Source organism: Sulfurovum sp. (assembly GCF_041551015.1).
Lineage (GTDB): Bacteria > Campylobacterota > Campylobacteria > Campylobacterales > Sulfurovaceae > Sulfurovum.
Genome location: NZ_JBFENQ010000018.1, coordinates 1 through 18,609 on the forward strand (window position 1 = coordinate 1; position 18,609 = coordinate 18,609).

The following is an 18,609-nucleotide window of genomic DNA, read 5'->3' on the forward strand; positions in this document are numbered from 1 at the left end:
AAAACGATTTAAGTATGTTACAATTTTACCAATGAATAATATAGATAAAGAACAATACCTCATAAACAAACTAAGTTCCAAGCATATTGGTGATGATGCCGCAGTGATAGGAGACACTCTCTACAGTATGGATGCCTTCTTTGAAGATACCCATTATAAACGTGAGTGGATGAGCATCGCACAGATAGGACGAAAGGCAATGCTTATCAACATCTCTGATGCCATTGCGATGAATGCACAGCCACAATATGCTCTTGTTACAGTCTCGATACCTAAAGATATGACAGAGACAGAGATAGATGAACTAACCCTTAGTATGGAAAACACAGCTAAAGAGTATGGTTGTGAGATCATCGGTGGTGACACAATAGGTGGAGACAAATTGCACCTTTCAATTACCATCGTTTCGAAAAGTGATACACCTCTTTTACGTACAGGATTAAAAGAGGGGGATCTATTAGCTTATACAGGCGTACTTGGTGAGAGTAAACGAGACTTGGATGCACTTTTTAGAGGTGAAAACATAGCTGATAATTCACGTTTCTTAAACCCTACATTAAGGGTAGATTTTGTAGCTAAAGCTAGACCATATTTACGTACAGGGATGGACATTTCAGATGGACTCTTTTGTGATACGAACAAGATGTTAGATATTAATAAATATGGATTTGATGAATTTGATGAAATCATCGATGAAGTAGGCCTTAGCGGGGAAGAATTTGAAATGCTGGTAAGCTTTGCACCAGAACATTATACTGAAGTGATGCAGATAGCCAAAGAGACAAATACACCTTTAACTGTCTATGCAAAAGTGGCTAAAAACAATACTAGATACAAGTGCAAAAGTCATCACTTTCAATAAGTAGGAAAGGTACTACTTACCTTTCCATTCAGCTTTCATTTTTCGCCTAAATGCTTCATGCACTTCTTCCATAAGTTTCTTTGCTTCATTGTCATAAACAAAGTCCGCTTTATACTCTCTTTCGACCGATTTTACATACGCTTGAAGTGCTTCTATTTCGCTCTTGGTGTTGTGAGTGGTAAAAAGGTACTTCATCCCACTTTCTGTATCATAACTCTTTCTAGCAGTCTCGATATAGACTTTACTTGATTTTAATACGACTGTATGATCAGGGAGCATTTCATAGCGCTGTATCCTAGCCCCATAAGGACTATCGTATGCTTTTCCTTTTCTATCCCAAAAACTATAAAGAGTGATATGTGTACCATTGATCTCATAAGTTCCTGTTTGCATACTTTTATCTGCACACGTACCTGTACTGTCTTTTAAAATCAAACTCAAAACAAATATAAGGTCATTATTACGTTCTTCTTTGTAAAGCTTCATCACTTCACCTTTACTGTCATAAATCTCATATGACTCCGTTACAATAGAAAAATCTTGATTGCCTATCGTGATATGTTCAAGTTCTGCAGTGGCGAAGAGAGTAGTTAATGTGAGGAGAATAAGTAAAAAGAGTTTCATAGTATTTTCTCCGATATATTTCTGTTGGCTAAAGCACGTGGGTAGTCACGTTTTACTGCTACAGATTCTGCTCTTTTTCTTAGTGTGTCTTCATCTAACTGTATAGCATTTGTAAATTCACGTTTACCTATACTACTGATCTCTACGTATCCTAACTCAACGAATTGTTTAGTGATTGCATCTATCATATCTAAGACAGAAGAGACTTTGACTATTTCACATCTGGCATAATGTTCACGTGGGAAAGAGACTTCTGCTACACGTAAAGTTGGGTCATCTCCAGGGATTTGCTGTGCGCCAAAAAGTGGTTTGCTTCCTACCGTGGCATTACTGAAAGCTGGTAAGTATTGAGAGAGATGTTCAATAGCAGCTTTTGTACGCTTTTCAGTTTCCTCATGTGTCCAAGATTTTTCTATCTTGTCTATGAAGTCTTGACCCAATCTGGGTTGGCAGCTTACAAGAGAATTTGCAACCAGACCATCTTCATAAAGTGTGATATCTTTGGTCATGCCATGCAGTTGAAAATATCCTCCAGGGTAGGGAGTAAACTGTCCCATTCCTTGGGGAGTACCACGCTCTCCATGAAAGACAATTTCAGGAAATTGTGTACCCTTACATCCATCCCAGTGACTTACATAGGCTGCTTTGAATTCTACCATAGACTTGCAGGGTGCTCCCAAGAGATCATCTATTTTTCCTGTCCTAAATCCTGCAGCATTAATGAGATAGTCAAAAGATTCTGTATGACTTTCATCTTCCTTGACATAACTGATATTCCAAGCTTCTGTTTCAAAGTTTTGCTGCACATTATATACAATGCTGTTTGTATGCAGTATGACAGAATCTAACGCTTCAAGGATCATTTGGGCACCTGCAGCAAGTCTAAAGAGGTTTAGACCATACTCTTGAACCATGATAAGAGGAAACTGTACTTTATCCAGATCGATGTTCTTCGCTACTGGGATCATCCACTCATCAGATGTTTTAGGTGTTTTAACCAATTCTTTTTCTTTGAATCGTTTTATCTCTTCTTTTGTATAAATTTGATAATAGTTTTCTGGTTTTCCAAGTACTTCATTCTTAGGGTCTTTAGCGATATGAGCTTTATATTCATCTGTAAGTAACTTAAGGCGTGGCAGTAGTGCATCAGGGGAAGAACTGTCAGTGATTGGCAACACTATTACAGTAGGTCTGTAGTCAACTACAAAAGGGTAGAAGCGTAAAAAATCTATGGATTGTTTAAGTAGAGTAATGCACTGTTCATCTGAAATTTCACGATAGAGATTTCCTCCTGCATGTAAATGACACCAAGGAGGCCCACTCACTAAGCTTGCATCCTTTTCAAACAGTGTCACATTTAATCCAAGCTGACCAAAATAAAGTGCTGCACTTGATCCTGCAACACCTCCTCCTATGATGGCAATTTTTGCTTTATTATCTATAGTACTCATAGTAGTTCAAGTAACTCCGAAAAATCATCTATTATAACTGTGGGATTATGTACCCCGATGTCTTCACCATAATTATACCCATATGTCACACCAACACTTTGCATACCTGCTGTATTTGCAGCCAATATATCATTTTTAGAATCACCGACCATCACACACTCTTCTACACTGACATTCATCTTTTCACAAGCATGCAGCAAGGGCAGAGGATCTGGTTTCTTTTTATCTAAACTGTCTCCACCAAGAATGAGCTCAAACAGTCCAGAGAGTGTTAAGCTCTCTAAAATAGGTTCAACAAAAGCAAATGGCTTGTTGGTAACGATAGCCAAACGGTAATCCATTTCCTTTAAACACGTAAGTGTAGCAGGAACATTCGAGTAGGGAACCGTAGCCACACATAGGTTTTTTGCATAAAAAGCTAAAAAGATATCGAGTGCATCAGAACATAAATCAGCATCAAGATTTTCATCTATCTCCCTTTGTCCTGACAGAGCACGTTGTACTAGCATCTGTGCGCCATTTCCTACCCAACCGTCTATAATCTCTTCACTGAAGGTCTCACGATTTAAGGTCTGTAACATATGGTTTACAGCCAATGCCAGATCTGGTCCACTATTAATAAGAGTGCCATCTAGATCAAATAAAATGACCTTTTTATTATTGAATTTCAAATTTAAAACCTTGCTCTAACTTTTAATGCATAACTTATTTATATCATTCAAGGTGATTATACATTTTTTATCTAAAAATGCTGTATCTACAGAAAATATGTAACTTTATGCCATAAGAGTGTTACTGATTTGAGTTTTTAGTATTCTTTGAATTTTTCGTGGAACAACTCCTACGTTTCCTGAATAACTATACCTCCGGAGTTGGACCCGAATCATTTTTCAAATGGTATCTGTAGTCTTTCCATATAAAAAACATACCTAAAAAATAGAGTTGCATTAATAGTGCTAAATTCCACTCAACGATATTTTCGCTTTCATATGTTTTTGTATGTGCAACCTCCAATACACCATGTACAATACCAATGGCCAACATCAAAACTATGAGAACTAGCTGATACTGTAGAAACCTCGGTTTTACTACACCTTCCTGCAAAACATTGTAATGTTGTCTTAGCAGTAATATTTGAGCAATTGGTATACATATAAAATAGACCAAAATACCATATCGGCGCATAAAACGATTTACTTCTCCTGTGGTGCCTAAAAAATCAATATAGATAATAAAAAAAATCGCGCCAACTATTCCCAGCCATAAAATGATACGAGCCATGTTGGTAGTGTGACCATAAAGTTGATCCAACCATTGTCGAACATATATCCAGAACCATATCAGTAAGACGCCGTATGCGATCATAGTTGCACGAAATATAAATATTGAATCACCACTTCGTGCAGCTTTACTAATAGTAGTACATCCATCTATATATGGTATGCACCAAGGAATGAATCCTTGATATGCACTTAACAGGTAAACTACATTTGAAATAAACAATGGCAGTATTGTTATTATTAATGCAAGTATTCTGGGCTGCATTTAACTATTCATCAGGGGAATACATTGTCCCTCTATTTCTTTATCTTTCATAGTTAGAGTATACAAAAAATGTCTCCCTATTACAAGAAATAATAACCCGTTAAAGATTAAAGGCTATATTTTCCTTTTCATACTACATACTCTGATACGTTATTTGCAACGTCTAACTTAATAACCTTTAAGCTAAAATACCAATATATAAAATTGAAAGAAGCTCATGAACCTAATCTACCCTCTAAACGTCAAAAATGAATTTGTATTTAACTCCTCTCCTAGAGATTTTACCGTAGAAGAGATACCTCTTTATGAGTTTACAGGGGAGGGTGAACATCTTGTACTTAAAGTACGTAAAAAAGAGTTAACAACATGGGAAATGCTTGATGTTATTTCCAATCATGTGGGGATACGCCGTCGTGATATGGGTTACGCTGGACTTAAAGACAAACATGCTATGACGATACAGTACATCTCAGTGATGGCAATCCATGAAGAGAAACTCAAAGCATTTACACATGATAAGATCAAAATTTTAGATATGGTACGCCATAACAATAAAATACGTGTAGGGCATCTTAAAGGAAATCGTTTTAAGATCCGTTTGAAAAAAGTACTTGGTGTGCAAAAAGACAAACTGGACTCTGTACTTAAATGGATAAAGGCCAACGGTGTACCAAACTATTTTGGAAACCAACGTTTTGGAACCGATGGTAATAACTGGGAAGATGGGAAAAAACTCATAGAGGGTAAACTCAAAATACGTGATAGAAAGACTAAAGAGTTTTTGATGGGTGCATACCAAAGTTACCTCTTTAACAACTGGCTCTCTAAACGTATGGAACTCAATCATCTACTCGAAAAGTTTACCGAAGCTGAGACAGAACAGGTATTAAACTTACCAGAAGGCTCACTAAAAGGTACTAAATCTCAGCCAAACTTCTTTAAACTTGTGGAAGGTGATGTGATGATGCATTACCCTTATGGACGTTTATTTAATGTAGAGAACCTAGAAGAAGAAGCCAAACGATTTGAAGCTAAAGATATCGCACCTGCAGGACTACTTCCCGGGAAAAAGACAGAGTTAGCTGAGGGAACGGCAGGTCTTATCGAAGCACCTTTTGCTGAGGATATCAATTTAAATGGCGCCAGACGTTATGCCTGGATACAAGTCACAGATATTCAAAAGAATTATGTAGAAGAAAAAGCCCATTATGAATTGAGTTTTTCATTACCTAAAGGATGTTACGCAACAAATGTACTGGATGTTTTAAGAGGTCAACAAGCCTAACACTTATAAACTCTTTTCGTAAATTTTAAAAAATATTTCACACTTATTACACTTTTCTACTCTATTATATAAAACTAAAATATAAAAGGAGTCTAGAATGGTAAGAAAAAATCTTAAGCTTACAGGTGCGATAAGCATACTTGCATCAGCTTTGATCTTTAATGCATGTACACCTCAAGAACGTGCTTTTGCTACCGGAGTGGGTGTTGGTGCTATTGTCGTTGCTTCTGTCTACAGTTATCCTCATTATTATGGTCATCCATACTATTATTACAGTGGTAGATATTATTATGGTGGATATTATCGTGATGGATATTATTATTATAAAGGTCAGCGATTTAGAAATGGACATTACTTCCATCATGGATATAGATACCATCATGGACATCGTTATCGTGCACGTGTAGGACAATATGGCTATTATCAAAATAGTGAACAATATAATAATCGCCACAGATATAGATAGGTACTGAAATTGTAAATTGAAGGAAATATTATCTTAGATACAACAGGGATTGGGTTTGTTTCGTTGGTAGTCGAGACAACAATGTTTTTCTAAAAGGAGGAAGAATAAAAAAAACTGCCATACCTAAGATATGTTCAAATTATAACTAAATAAGATAAAATTTGTCTTAATTAGAATATTATACTTGTAATTTGTCTAAATTATTTTTTAAACCTAACATGCAAGTCAGTTCACCATCTTAAAAATATCCTCTGTATAAAATTCTATATATCGATATACTGTGCATAAATCAGTGAACAAATAGTTTATCTCCATGCAAATTTCCTTAGAATTTAACTTAACATATTATATGAGTGGATAGAGAATAAGTTTAAAAAGTTTATTTTTTAGGTGACATAAAGGATTACTTATTATCCATGTATTATCAAAGCAAGAGTAATGACTGTTAAATTTGTAATTACCACAAGTAATATAAGAGTTTTATCAGATTTGTTCCATTTATCTATACAAAAAAGTTCAGACAGTATTTTTTTCATTATGTGGCATTAATCTTACGTTTTAATGTTGTACCATCATCATAGTGGTAGATTACTTGTATAAGGACTCCACGCTTATTAAGTACTTCCTCAGTATACATTAGTGTTCTTTTCATTGTTTAATCCATAAATTTAATTTATTAATTAACATAATACCAATCATTATGTAATATTTATGTAACATTTATTTATAAAGTTTCTTATGCTTTTTATATATATTTAACACACAAGCCAATTTTCCATCTTAAAAATATCCTCTGTAGAAGGCATTCCTTTCCATCCATTAGTTTCCAAATACATCATTTTATTGCCAAAGTAACCTACGATGTATTTTTCTTTATAGATTGGAAATGTACCTGAGTGAAACATGGCAAAAATATCTTCATAATTTTTTGCTGTTTCATAATAGGAGAAATCAAAACTATGTAGCGCTATCATAGCCGTTTTAAGCATCTCATTTTTATGCATAGACATACTTAGAACATAATATGATGGATAGGGCACTGCCGGATTATCTAGTAGATCACAGATATATAATCTTTCTTTCTTTTTATTATACATAGTGACATTCTAGTGTTAGTAGCAAAAAATAGATAATAATATGTCAATTTGACATATTATTATCTAAATCATGAGAAAACAATTATTAATTCACACTTACTTCATATATGCTCAGTATACTTGATGAATAAATAAAAGATTTTGATTGTGTATCACAACTATAGGTTTCCCCTGAGTTGGTAATAATAGAGGGTATAAAATGATCACATGTGATAAAGAAATAAGTCGATGCCTAGAAAATATGGAGAAGGGTATTCCGATTTTTTCTTTACGTTCTATTCAGGAATATATCGAATTTGCGAAGAAAGAAAATTTAGATGCTCGCTATTTTTCTATTGTGGATTGCGGATTTATTGTATATAAAGATACGACCATTTTTCTCACATCACAGGAAGAGGGAACTATACTGTCTCTCAATCCAATGACAACATAGTCAAAATATGTTTTTACTCTTCTAAAAGATCTTTATCTTCCTTAAGTACATAAATATATGTATCTACATCAAGTTCATCATATCTCTCTACACTGACCTCTGTTCGGACAAACTCATCTCCCTCAAACTCATCTAGATAGTCCCAGTGATCATCTAGATTACGTGAGTAAAATAAGTAGCCATGTACTGTATCCCCATGAGCATCAAGTTTTATACCTGGGTACCCCATGGAGGCTGACCACCCCGCACCTATAAGATTTCCTTGTACTGTTGCAGGAACAAACTTACCAGTGATATTTTCCAGTACATGACCATTTGGACAATTTGGCATGAGTGTACCATATACAAAAAGTGATTCCATCTATCTAACCTTTACTATTTCGTGAAAGAATTCTAGCATAGATTTTATTTGGAAGATTCTTCTATGGTAGGGCATAAAGTAAAATTGACTACAATACAACAATCAACAAAAGGAAACCTATGGCTTATGATCTTAAAGATAAACTTGTGATAGCGATCTCTTCTCGTGCACTGTTCAGCCTAGAAGAAGAAAACAGCATCTTTGACAAAGAGGGATTAGAAGCATATTATGATTATCAACTGTCTCATTTAGATGATCCTTTGTCTAAAGGATCTGCATTTAGATTTGTACAAAACCTGCTTGCTATTAATAAAAAATTTGATAATAAACTCATAGAAGTCATCATCCTTTCCCGGAACAATGCTGCAACAGGCTTACGCATTGGACGATCCATAGAACATTACAACTTAGATATAGAACGTACTGGATGGACAGCAGGTACACCTGTAAGCAGATACCTTGAAGCCTTTAAAGTAGACCTGTTTCTTTCTGTTCATTCACCAGATGTTGAAGAGGCTGTAAACTCTGGTGTAGCAGCGGCAACCATACTGCCACATACACCTATCACATCAACAGAAAGTGACATGGTGAAGATCGCTTTTGATGGTGATGCTGTGATATTTGGTGATGAGAGTGAAAAAGTCTATCAAGAAAAAGGTTTGGAAGCGTTCATCGAGCACGAACGTGAAAATGCGCAAAATCCACTTAGTAAAGGACCATTTTTTAAATTCCTTAAAACCATATCAGAGATACAGGACAAGTTTCCTATGGAAGGTTCACCCATTCGCACAGCTCTTGTGACTGCTAGAAACTTCTCTACACACGAAAGAGTATTGGGAACATTAGAGGGCTGGGGTGTTCGTGTTGATGAAGCCTTTTTCCAAGGCGGCGTACAAAAATACGAAGTAATAAAAGCGTTTGGAGCAGACATCTTTTTCGATGATCAAGACACACATTTAAAAGACACTTCCAAAGAGACTCCTTCTGCAAAGGTACCGTATATACGTTGATAGTATTTAATATTACATGTATTTATTCATTTTTTCTTTCTCTAATAAAATACTTAATCATCCACTAAAATTAATTAATAAACTAAAATCTTATCACTTTTTATGAATATATTAAATTATTTGTAGTTATAATGCATTTAGTCAATTAGCTAACAAAGGGTAAACTTTATGTCAAAAGTAGAATATGTAGGACCAAGGGTAGAGGTATCAAATCATGGTATCGTTTACAAAAAATCAAAAGAGGATAAATATGTTTATCTCATGACAGCCTTAGAAATTCTTAAGGATATTGACAATGATTATGAAAAGAAACCATTTTATATCCATAATTTTGAAAACAAACCGTTTCACGAAGAAGACTTACATACGATTTTAAAATACTATGAAAATGACATTGAAGAGTGTGTTTCCAAAGAGTGTGAAAGATATCAACAGAAGATTCAGCATGAGATAGAATATATACAACATTTAGCACATCTGTCAAACATTGATAAAGAAGTATGGATAAAGAACATTGAAATCATGAAAGATTATAGAATTCAGAGAGCCATTAATAAAATATATTATATGCATTGTATTCAAAACATAATAGAAGTGATCAGACATAAAAAAATCAAAGAGATCATGACACCTTTTAATAAAAATTTTTTTCATGTATTAAATACGCTAAAAGGTACACTCATCACAGGCAAACCTTCATTAGATGCAAGAGTCCTAGAAGAAAATAATAAAGATGGCAATATGATTTTAAGATTATCTATAAAAAGATAATATAACCATTTTTACAATAAGCTGAGTTTTATATTTTACTTTCGCTTCTCATAAAACTCAGCTTTAAACTGCTCAAATCTTCCTTCTAAAATAGCCTCTCTCATCTGCGTCATCAAGTTCAAATAATAATAGAGGTTATGAATCGTTCCCAATCTAAAATATGTTATCTCTCTAGCACGGAAGAGGTGACGTAAATATGCACGTGAGTACGTTTGACAAACCATACAGCCGCATTCCGGATCAATAGGGCCTTCATCAGTCGTGTACTCAGCCTTTTTAATGTTTACTTTTCCAAAACTTGTAAAGAGTGTACCATTACGTGCATTTCTAGTAGGCATCACACAATCAAACATATCTACACCACGTGCAACATTTTCTACCAGATCTTCAGGTGTTCCTACTCCCATAAGATAACGAGGTTTCTCTTCTGGCATAAACTGTGTGGTCCACTCTACCGTATCATACATATCCTGGTTGGCTTCACCTACACTTAGCCCACCAATAGCAAAACCATCATAATCCATAGCGCATAATTCTTTGGCTGACTTTTCACGAAAAGCATTATCCGTACCACCTTGGATAATAGCAAAGATATTTTGATCAACACCTATACCTTCTTCTTGTTTAGCTCTAAAGTAGTCTATAGATTCCTGTGCCCACCGTGTAGTACGTTCGATGCTGGCTTTAATACGTTCTTGCGTAGCGGGAAGAGCTACAAGATCATCAAGGATCATCATGATATCTGAACCCAAATTATGTTGAATGTCTATGACTTTTTTAGGGGTAAAATAGTGTTTACTTCCATCAAGGTGACTTCTAAAAGTGATACCCCCTTCATCAATCTTAACATTGTCTGAGAGTGAAAAAGCCTGGAATCCTCCACTATCTGTCAGAAAACTTTTAGGATACTTTGTAAACCCATGCAATTTCCCCATGGTCTTGATCGTTTCATCTCCCGGACGAATATATAGATGATAGGTATTACCCAAAATAATCTCTGGTTTGATGAATGTAGCAAGATCTGTTGCATCAAGTGATTTCACAGCACCTACAGTACCAACAGGCATAAATACCGGTGTTTGTATAGTTGAATGGGCTGTTTTTATAGTACAAGCTCTTGCTTTACCATCTGTTTTATCTATCTGAAATTCCATTGTGTTATAATATCCCTCAAAAATAATTACGAAAGTATATCTATATTTTACAAAATAAGACAAAAGCAACTGCCCATCTGGCCCCTTACTTATGAAGAGTTTAAGGTGCACATAGTCAGAATAGGTTTTCTTATTTAGTGTATCTATGCAAAGGATTTTCATCAAAAACATACTTATCTTAGCTAGTGGTAGCATCGCTAAACATTTTATAGAATGGGTCAGTAAAAATAGAGTTGCTGAAAATCAATACTATGTGACATGCTATAAAGCACATACAACACCAGATAAAATGGGTAAGAACATTACAGTCATTGATGCTGACCCCACAAGTTTTTCAAAACTTAAGAACATCATGGATGCCACTAAATTCTCTAATCTGTTTATCGTTATGGAAGATATTGAAGATGCTCGCTATGTACTTAAGAATATTGCTCTTATTAACACTAAAATACGTATAGTACTTGTAAATCAATGGGATGATGAAGAGATAGGAAAAGAGCAGGAAAACATCACTATAGTGCACAGTAATCAACTTATAGCCGCCCATCTTTATGACCAACTTCCCAATGTACCTCTAGTCGCTCAGAATGTTGGACTTGGACAAGGTGAGATAATGGAAGTACATGTACCTTTTGGAAGTGCTTATGCCTATAGACATATAGGCTCCATACTTCAAAATCAATGGAAGATCGCTGCTCTCTACAGAGATGAGAAACAGATCCTTCCAACAAATGCCACTATGATACGTCCAAATGACACCTTACTCATCGTAGGAAAACCAATCGTGCTTGATGGTGTATACAAGACTATCAACAAGAGGATAGGTCTTTTCCCTGAACCATTTGGTAAGAATGTTTATCTCATTTTAGATTTTAAACATGACAAAAAAAATGCATTACTTTACCTCAAAGAGAGTATTTATCTTATAGAGAAATTAGAAGATAAAGAGTTGTTTGTCAGAATCATTCATCCAAATAACTTTAAATTGATAGATGAACTCAAAGCGCTGGAATCAGAACAGGTCACAATCTCGATCTCTTATGAAAATAAAGATATTAAGTCACTCGTAGTAAATGATATCCATGATTTTAATATCGGGCTTATTATGAACAGTATCCCGACATTTGAGGCAGATGATCTTAAAGAAACACTCTATGACTTAAAAAAGTTGGTTTTCCTTTTTGGTGATAAACTCCTCTATAACATTAAAAGGTCTGTAGTCCTTATGAGTGAAAATGAAAAGATGGAATCTATCTCATCTACAGCCTTTGATATTTCTGAGACATTGGGGTTAGGAATTACACTTGGTGACTTTGACCCAGAAGGAGACTTTGAGAGTAAAAAAATGATCATAGAACATTATGAGACACTCTCACATATTTTTAATATGGAAATGAAGATCGAACAAAAAGTAGCAAACCCTATACGTGAACTTTCAAATATGGAAGATATACTCCAAATAGCACCTTTTGAAAAGCGTCTCAATACAGACAATCTTAGAAAACTCATCTCTAACAAAATACAAGACTTTATCCTCACCACAAATAGACACCCAAAACTGCTTGTTCCTTTCGCAATTACTGAGTCTTAAATTGAGGCTCTGCTTGCGTACAAAACCCTTTAAAACGATACTTAATCACAAATAAGATAAAATAAAGCCAATAATTACGCGCAAGGTTTTACTAGATGATCGTTCCTATCGAATTAGCACATACTCAGAATATTACTTATGACATCACGATTGATGCACTACCACAACTTACTTTTGATACCAATGTCGTTGTGGTTACAAATCCGACAGTTGCGGGGTATCATCTAGAAACACTTCTTTCTCACCTAAGTGCCACAAAACTTAATGTAGTAACCATTCCTGATGGAGAAGGGTACAAGACCTTAGAAACAGTAGAAACTATCCTGAATGAATGTTTTGAACATAAGCTTGATAGAAAATCTCTACTTATCGCCTTCGGTGGTGGTGTCATAGGTGATATGACAGGGTTTACGGCAAGCCTTTATCAAAGAGGTATAGACTTTATACAGATACCTACAACACTACTTAGCCAAGTTGATGCCAGTGTAGGTGGGAAAACAGGAGTCAATAACAAATATGGTAAAAATCTTATAGGTGCCTTCTATCAACCCAAAGCCGTTTACATAGATCCGGCATTTTTGAAAACATTACCTTCAAGAGAGTTTGCTGCAGGTATCGCAGAAATAGTCAAAATGGCTGTGATGTTCGACAAGTCATATTTTGAATTCTTACAAAAGGCTGATTTTAATGATACAGAGACACTCAAAGAAGTGATTAAAAAGAGTGTAGAGCTTAAAGCAAGGGTAGTAAATCAAGATGAAAAAGAAGCAGGCATACGTGCTGTACTTAATTACGGACATACCTTTGGACACGTAGTTGAAAATGAAACCAACTACACTACCTACCTACATGGAGAAGCAGTAGCTATAGGTATGGTGATGGCTAATGCTCTTGCTGTAGAGCTTGGGTTGTTCACACAGGAAGAGGCTGACGAGGTTAAAACTCTTTTAGAAAAATCTTCACTACCTACAGAATATGTGATCAAAGATGTAGATGACTTTTATGAACATTTCTTTTTAGACAAAAAAAGCGCCAGAGGGAGTATCAAGTTTATCTTACCTCAGGGTATAGGTAATTTTAAAATTGTATCTGACATTGATGAAGGTGTCGTAAAAAAAGTACTTCGCAGCTTTGGAGAAGAAAAATGATGTTAAAAAATATATTTATAGCTTTTTCCCTTTTATCTTTTAATGCAAGTTTTGCTGAGCCAACTAATGCTAGAGAAACCTATGAAATAAATAGTAGTATGGAAAGAGTGGAAGAACAAAATCCTCTTGACAGGCAAAAAATAAATCAACTTCTTATTCAAAAAGAAGCTCTCGATAAAGAACTTTCTGAAAATAATATCTGGTCAAAGATCTACAGTAACTATCATACATACAAAGAACTCGAAGAACAACAGATAACATTGGAAGCAAAAATTGAGCGTTTGGAAAAAATAACAAAAAGAACTAATGAAGAAAAGGAAGAGTTACAAGCTGCACAAGAGAACATGATCACACTTCTTGGTAAACTTCAACTTTTAAAAGAGTATGAAAAAGACCCTTTTAAAGAGTTTCTTACACCTCCTGCTCTAGATGCTGTACCTAAAGTAGAAAGCCCTTTTGCTGTGATCGGTGCACTTTCCTATAGAGAAAAACTCCAATCTGATATAAAGATGTACAATAACAGATATGAATCGCTACAATCTATTGTAGAAAAGTTTAAGGAAAAACAGCTCATTCTCAAAAAACTTTTAACGTTAGATCCACTAAATTTAGACTATATTAATGAACAAAAAGACACGGTAGATCAAATTAAAACATTTATTCCTGTCCTAGAGATCTTCAAAACAACAAAAAATGTACATAGTAAAAAAATTGATGAAATCGAGCTCAATCTCAAAAATGACATTCAAAGAGAGATAGAAAGAACTGTGACGATCGGAGCGATCATCCTTTTCTTTATTTTCCTTTTATTTTTTATTAAATATTTTGTTAAAAAATATATGTCAGACAATGAAAATTTTTATGCTATCAACAAAGCACTCAATATCTCTTTTGTAAGTATTTTACTTTTAACCTTACTCTTTGCCTATATAGAAAATGTAAGTTACCTTGTCACGATTCTTGGTTTTGCCTCAGCCGGTATTGCCATTGCTATGAAAGACTGGTTCATGTCTCTTATGGGGTGGGCGACAATTGTAATTGGAGGTTCTATACATGTTGGTGATAGAGTACGATTTGTACGAGAAGGTGTAGAGTATGTAGGAGATATCGTCGATATCTCAATGCTTCGTATAACAATGCATGAAGATATCAATCTAACGTCCTACATGACAAACAGAAGAGCAGGGCGTATGATCTTCATCCCAAACAACTACATATTTACTGATATGATCGCGAACTACTCTCACTCTGGACTAAAAACAGTATGGGATGGAATAGATTTTGTCATTACTTTTGATTCTGATGCCCATAAAGCTACACAAATTGCTAAAGAGATCACAAAAAAATACTCAAAAGGGTATACAGAGATCACAAGAAAGCAGCTCAACAAACTTAGAAGTAAATACGGTATGAGAAACACAAATGTTGAGCCTCGTATCTTTGTACATATTGAACCTTATGGCTTAAAAATATCAGCATGGTATCTTACTAACTCGTTTGCAACTATGACACTTAGAAGTACTATTTCGATTGAGATAATCTCACGTATTCAAGAAGAAGAGAAGATTCAACTTGCTTTTCCTACACAATCTATATACGTGGATCAAAATGTACCTAAACCTGAAATTGAATTGGATGATATAGATCCAAAAACATGGATTTGATTATGCAAAAAGTCTATTTTAAAACCTTTGGATGTCGTACCAATCAGTTTGATACGCAAGTAATGATGTCAAAGCTTAAAGACTATGAACTAACAGATAATGAACTAAACTCTGACTACATCGTAGTAAACTCATGTACTGTCACAAATGGTGCGGACTCTTCTGTTCGTAATTACATTGCTTCGATGAAACGTAAAAACCCAAATGCAAAAGTAGTACTTGCAGGCTGTGGATCACACTCAAAAGGTGAGTCTTTATTTGAGGATAAAAAAGTATTTGGTGTCATAGGTCATTCTGAAAAAGAAAATATCAATGCTGTACTTAAAAATGAAACACCTTTTTATCAGATAGGTGATCTTGAACATATTGATTCAACTATAGTTGAAGAGTTTGTAGGTAAAAGCAGGGCTTTTATCAAGATACAGGAGGGGTGTGACTTTGCATGTTCTTATTGTATCATCCCACAGGTGCGTGGTGCGGCACGTTCTCATAAAGAAGAGACCATTCTGGAGCAAATATCTAAGCTTGCAGCAAATGGATTTGGAGAATTTATCCTTACAGGAACAAATGTCGGAAGTTATGGTCTCGACCACAACACATCCATGGCCAAACTGTTGAAGAAAATGAGCATGATACGTGGTGTAAGACGTATACGCATAGGAAGTCTGGAACCTATACAGATAGACGATGAGTTTATGGAACTACTTAAAGAACCATGGATGGCAAAACACCTACACATTGCCTTACAGCATACCAGTGACAAAATGCTCAAACTAATGAACAGACGCAATGAGTATAAAACAGATCTTGAACTTTTCAGAAAAATAGCAGATCAAGGTTATGCTTTGGGAACTGACTATATAGTTGGACACCCAGGTGAAGATGATAAAGAGTGGGCTGAAGCAATTTCAAGAGTCAAAAATTTACCACTGACACATGTTCATGCTTTCTCATATTCCAAGAGGGACAACACTCCTTCTGCAACGATGAAATCTGAAGTAAGAGGTAACATAGCAAAAGATCGTCACCGTGAACTCACAGATATTATTAAAGCAAAAAACTTTGCTTTTAGACGTGAGCATACTCAAAACCTTGAAGTCTTACTGGAAAGTGGTAAAGATGGTATCTATCATGGATTTGATCAATACTTCAATAAAGTATCTGTTAAAAGTGATGAAGACCTAAGCGCAAACTGGGTCTTTCTAAATGACGTGGAGGTAACCAATGAAGGCAATAAAGCCAAAATTTAATTCATTAGCACTTAATTCCTCAAACATTAAAATCATTGCGGGGCTGCTTGTAGTGTTAATTATATTGCTTTCTTTTGCAACCTTTAGAGATACAGATACCCTCATTACACATGATCAAGCAAATACACTTTATACTGAAGGCAAAATACAAAAAGTCATCATAGATGGTGATTTCATACGCCTAAAAACAGATACTATCACCTATAAGATATATAAAGATGCTGTCAATAAAGCAGCTTTTTTTACCAAATACCCTGTAGAAGTACGTAAAGACAACAGCTATCTTTTTGATCTGCTTTCATTACTTATCATCATTGCTGCATTTGGTTTTTTATATAAACTGATGAAACAAAATAGACTACAGCAACTTAAACACATAAGATCAGCCTCTAAAGCAGATGAAACACCTGCGAATGAACCTGTACAGGCACTTACTTCCAATGTAACCTTTTCTGATGTAGCGGGAATAAAAGATGTAAAAGAGGAGCTTGAAGAGATTATTGATTTTCTTAGAGAACCGCAAAAATATCGTGACTTAGACATACGTTTACCCAAAGGTGTACTTCTTGTAGGACCTCCAGGTGTAGGGAAAACACTCATATCAAAAGCTGTTGCTGGCGAGGCAAATGTACCTTTCTTTTACCAAAGTGGTGCCTCTTTTGTACATATTTATGTAGGAATGGGTGCTAAAAGAGTCTCTGAACTCTTTAAAAAAGCAAAACAGATGGCACCAAGTATAGTCTTTATAGATGAGATAGATGCTGTTGGTAAAAGCCGCGGTGAATTTAGAAATGATGAGAGAGAGGCCACACTCAATCAGCTACTCACAGAGATGGATGGTTTTGAAGAGAGTTCAGGTGTTATAGTCATCGGTGCTACCAATAAAATTGAGATGCTGGATGAAGCACTGCTTCGTGCAGGGCGTTTCGATAGACGTATACATATTTCACTGCCTGACCTGGAAGACAGAGCAAAAACACTTGAGCTCTACCTTGCGCAGAAGCCAAATAATGTAGACATAGATCTTGTTGCCCGCATGACCGTAGGGTTTAACTCTGCAGCACTCGACACACTTACAAATGAAGCTGCTATTTATGCCATGAGAGAAAGGCGCAGTGTGGTTGAAACTTCTGACTTTGAAGCGGTAAAAGAGAAAGTCTTACTGGGAAAACGAAAGATACTCTCATTCACAGAGGAAGAGAGAGAGATTCAAGCCATTTATCAAGCGGCAAAAGCTGTTATAGCTACATGGCTGGATGTTGAATTTGAAAAAATAGGTATTGTAAATACCAGACTGCTCAGTCAGGATCATGAAATACTATCCAAAAGTCAACTTCTCTCACGCATTAAAGTCTATCTTGCCGGTAGTATCGCTACGAAGATACACTATAATGAACAATTCACCAATGCAAGCACAGACATTGCTCAGGCAAAAGAGATAATCAGAAAAGTGGTTTACGAGTATGTTATGAGTGAAAATTTCATTGTAAACCCAAAACAAGAAGAAGACCTTTTACGTGAATCTGTCTCAGAAGTAACAACACTTTTAAAAACACTGGACAAAGCACTAAGTGAGGTTTCGAGCTATCTCTTAGCACATGAGAACATCACAGCTGAAGAGTGTCGAGTGATCTTACGAAAGATCTTTTAAATAGGTGAGCATTTCAATGATATACTTTAATGGCTTCTCACTTCAGAACGAAAAGGAACTCTTTGCTCCATATCTTGTAGACAGTGACTATTGTGTTGCCGGTTTTTCTTATGGGGCACAGCAGGCATTTGAGTATGTCTATCATGCTAAAGAGCGTATAGACAGACTCATTCTTCTCTCTCCTGCCTTTTTCCAGACACAAAAACCAAGCTTCATCCGTACCCAACTGCGTTACTTTGAAGCAGG

18 protein-coding genes and 1 pseudogene are annotated in these 18,609 nt (G+C 35.5%); 12 read left to right on the top strand and 7 right to left on the bottom strand.

The genetic code is table 11. The annotated features are described in order from the left end of the window. The coding region (locus ABZC96_RS02315) for a thiamine-phosphate kinase (RefSeq protein ID WP_373028804.1) at positions 1-862 on the top strand (862 nt) is incomplete at its 5' end. 12 nt (positions 863-874) lie between these two features. Here the strand turns inward: ABZC96_RS02315 and ABZC96_RS02320 are convergent. The 4 genes from ABZC96_RS02320 to ABZC96_RS02335 all read right to left on the bottom strand — a co-directional run bounded on the left by ABZC96_RS02320 (position 875) and on the right by ABZC96_RS02335 (position 4,482). After that, positions 875-1,486, bottom strand: coding sequence for a hypothetical protein (locus ABZC96_RS02320; RefSeq protein WP_373028805.1), 612 nt, complete (start codon positions 1,484-1,486; stop codon positions 875-877). Then, complete coding sequence (locus ABZC96_RS02325; RefSeq protein WP_373028806.1) at positions 1,483-2,937, bottom strand: FAD-dependent oxidoreductase; 1,455 nt, start codon at positions 2,935-2,937, stop codon at positions 1,483-1,485. Before ABZC96_RS02325 ends, ABZC96_RS02320 begins: the two co-directional genes overlap by 4 nt. Then, positions 2,934-3,608 (bottom strand): phosphoglycolate phosphatase, encoded by a 675-nt coding sequence (locus ABZC96_RS02330; RefSeq protein WP_373028807.1) that lies wholly within the window; start codon positions 3,606-3,608, stop codon positions 2,934-2,936. Before ABZC96_RS02330 ends, ABZC96_RS02325 begins: the two co-directional genes overlap by 4 nt. Positions 3,609-3,795: 187 nt before the next feature. After that, on the bottom strand, positions 3,796-4,482 hold the full coding sequence (locus tag ABZC96_RS02335) for a hypothetical protein (RefSeq protein ID WP_373028808.1): 687 nt from the start codon (positions 4,480-4,482) through the stop codon (positions 3,796-3,798). A gap of 217 nt (positions 4,483-4,699) precedes the next feature. On the opposite strand from ABZC96_RS02335, the gene truD reads away from it, so the two are divergent. Then, on the top strand, positions 4,700-5,767 hold the full coding sequence (gene truD / locus ABZC96_RS02340; protein WP_373028809.1) for a tRNA pseudouridine(13) synthase TruD: 1,068 nt from the start codon (positions 4,700-4,702) through the stop codon (positions 5,765-5,767). A gap of 97 nt (positions 5,768-5,864) precedes the next feature. After that, on the top strand, positions 5,865-6,233 hold the full coding sequence (locus tag ABZC96_RS02345) for a hypothetical protein (protein WP_373028810.1): 369 nt from the start codon (positions 5,865-5,867) through the stop codon (positions 6,231-6,233). A 755-nt stretch (positions 6,234-6,988) separates the two neighbouring features. On the opposite strand, the gene ABZC96_RS02350 is transcribed toward ABZC96_RS02345, so the two are convergent. After that, a complete protein-coding gene (locus ABZC96_RS02350) occupies positions 6,989-7,237 on the bottom strand; it encodes a hypothetical protein (RefSeq protein WP_373028812.1) in 249 nt (82 codons plus the stop codon). A 292-nt stretch (positions 7,238-7,529) separates the two neighbouring features. Here ABZC96_RS02350 and ABZC96_RS02355 point away from each other — a divergent pair, with 292 nt between their 5' ends. After that, the gene (locus ABZC96_RS02355) at positions 7,530-7,763 is read left to right on the top strand and encodes a hypothetical protein (protein ID WP_373028813.1); all 234 of its coding nucleotides are present in this window, start codon (positions 7,530-7,532) and stop codon (positions 7,761-7,763) included. Positions 7,764-7,776: 13 nt separating this feature from the next. Here the strand turns inward: ABZC96_RS02355 and ABZC96_RS02360 are convergent, their stop codons facing one another. Beyond that, positions 7,777-8,124, bottom strand: a complete 348-nt coding sequence (locus tag ABZC96_RS02360) for a gamma-glutamylcyclotransferase (protein ID WP_373028814.1) — start codon at positions 8,122-8,124, stop codon at positions 7,777-7,779. A gap of 119 nt (positions 8,125-8,243) precedes the next feature. Between ABZC96_RS02360 and ABZC96_RS02365 the strand changes: the two genes are divergently transcribed. Beyond that, positions 8,244-9,134: a 5'-nucleotidase gene (locus tag ABZC96_RS02365; protein ID WP_373028815.1), complete on the top strand. Its 891-nt coding sequence runs from the start codon at positions 8,244-8,246 to the stop codon at positions 9,132-9,134. Positions 9,135-9,302: 168 nt separating this feature from the next. Next, positions 9,303-9,905 carry a hypothetical protein gene (locus tag ABZC96_RS02370; protein ID WP_373028817.1) on the top strand — a complete coding sequence of 201 codons (603 nt, stop codon included), beginning with the start codon at positions 9,303-9,305 and terminating at the stop codon, positions 9,903-9,905. A gap of 35 nt (positions 9,906-9,940) precedes the next feature. Here ABZC96_RS02370 and tgt read toward each other — a convergent pair whose 3' ends face one another. Beyond that, a complete protein-coding gene (gene tgt, locus ABZC96_RS02375; protein WP_373028819.1) occupies positions 9,941-11,059 on the bottom strand; it encodes a tRNA guanosine(34) transglycosylase Tgt in 1,119 nt (372 codons plus the stop codon). A gap of 145 nt (positions 11,060-11,204) precedes the next feature. Between tgt and ABZC96_RS02380 the strand changes: the two genes are divergently transcribed. From ABZC96_RS02380 to ABZC96_RS02405, 6 genes and pseudogenes are all read left to right on the top strand, one after another. Beyond that, entirely contained in the window at positions 11,205-12,650 is a 1,446-nt protein-coding gene (locus tag ABZC96_RS02380; RefSeq protein ID WP_373028820.1) for a COG3400 family protein, read from the top strand. A 95-nt stretch (positions 12,651-12,745) separates the two neighbouring features. Next, entirely contained in the window at positions 12,746-13,798 is a 1,053-nt protein-coding gene (gene aroB, locus ABZC96_RS02385; protein ID WP_373028821.1) for a 3-dehydroquinate synthase, read from the top strand. Next, complete coding sequence (locus ABZC96_RS02390) at positions 13,798-15,462, top strand: mechanosensitive ion channel domain-containing protein (RefSeq protein WP_373028822.1); 1,665 nt, start codon at positions 13,798-13,800, stop codon at positions 15,460-15,462. The genes aroB and ABZC96_RS02390 overlap by 1 nt, the downstream gene beginning before the upstream one ends. A 2-nt stretch (positions 15,463-15,464) precedes the next feature. Next, a complete protein-coding gene (gene mtaB, locus ABZC96_RS02395) occupies positions 15,465-16,712 on the top strand; it encodes a tRNA (N(6)-L-threonylcarbamoyladenosine(37)-C(2))-methylthiotransferase MtaB (RefSeq protein WP_373028823.1) in 1,248 nt (415 codons plus the stop codon). Continuing rightward, complete coding sequence (locus ABZC96_RS02400; RefSeq protein ID WP_373028824.1) at positions 16,687-18,363, top strand: AAA family ATPase; 1,677 nt, start codon at positions 16,687-16,689, stop codon at positions 18,361-18,363. The genes mtaB and ABZC96_RS02400 overlap by 26 nt, the downstream gene beginning before the upstream one ends. A gap of 16 nt (positions 18,364-18,379) precedes the next feature. Continuing rightward, a pseudogene (locus ABZC96_RS02405) lies at positions 18,380-18,609 on the top strand (alpha/beta hydrolase); the annotation flags it as partial.

What these genes read in the sequence shown, in the direction of transcription:
- ABZC96_RS02320 (WP_373028805.1), bottom strand. Translation starts at nt 1,486, where the DNA reads ATGAAACTCTTTTTACTTATTCTCCTCACATTAACTACTCTCTTCGCC.
- ABZC96_RS02325 (WP_373028806.1), bottom strand. Translation starts at nt 2,937, where the DNA reads ATGAGTACTATAGATAATAAAGCAAAAATTGCCATCATAGGAGGAGGT.
- ABZC96_RS02335 (WP_373028808.1), bottom strand. Translation starts at nt 4,482, where the DNA reads ATGCAGCCCAGAATACTTGCATTAATAATAACAATACTGCCATTGTTT.
- truD (WP_373028809.1), top strand. Translation starts at nt 4,700, where the DNA reads ATGAACCTAATCTACCCTCTAAACGTCAAAAATGAATTTGTATTTAAC.
- ABZC96_RS02345 (WP_373028810.1), top strand. Translation starts at nt 5,865, where the DNA reads ATGGTAAGAAAAAATCTTAAGCTTACAGGTGCGATAAGCATACTTGCA.
- ABZC96_RS02350 (WP_373028812.1), bottom strand. Translation starts at nt 7,237, where the DNA reads ATGCATAAAAATGAGATGCTTAAAACGGCTATGATAGCGCTACATAGT.
- ABZC96_RS02355 (WP_373028813.1), top strand. Translation starts at nt 7,530, where the DNA reads ATGATCACATGTGATAAAGAAATAAGTCGATGCCTAGAAAATATGGAG.
- ABZC96_RS02360 (WP_373028814.1), bottom strand. Translation starts at nt 8,124, where the DNA reads ATGGAATCACTTTTTGTATATGGTACACTCATGCCAAATTGTCCAAAT.
- ABZC96_RS02365 (WP_373028815.1), top strand. Translation starts at nt 8,244, where the DNA reads ATGGCTTATGATCTTAAAGATAAACTTGTGATAGCGATCTCTTCTCGT.
- ABZC96_RS02370 (WP_373028817.1), top strand. Translation starts at nt 9,303, where the DNA reads ATGTCAAAAGTAGAATATGTAGGACCAAGGGTAGAGGTATCAAATCAT.
- tgt (WP_373028819.1), bottom strand. Translation starts at nt 11,059, where the DNA reads ATGGAATTTCAGATAGATAAAACAGATGGTAAAGCAAGAGCTTGTACT.
- ABZC96_RS02380 (WP_373028820.1), top strand. Translation starts at nt 11,205, where the DNA reads ATGCAAAGGATTTTCATCAAAAACATACTTATCTTAGCTAGTGGTAGC.
- aroB (WP_373028821.1), top strand. Translation starts at nt 12,746, where the DNA reads ATGATCGTTCCTATCGAATTAGCACATACTCAGAATATTACTTATGAC.
- ABZC96_RS02390 (WP_373028822.1), top strand. Translation starts at nt 13,798, where the DNA reads ATGTTAAAAAATATATTTATAGCTTTTTCCCTTTTATCTTTTAATGCA.
- mtaB (WP_373028823.1), top strand. Translation starts at nt 15,465, where the DNA reads ATGCAAAAAGTCTATTTTAAAACCTTTGGATGTCGTACCAATCAGTTT.
- ABZC96_RS02400 (WP_373028824.1), top strand. Translation starts at nt 16,687, where the DNA reads ATGAAGGCAATAAAGCCAAAATTTAATTCATTAGCACTTAATTCCTCA.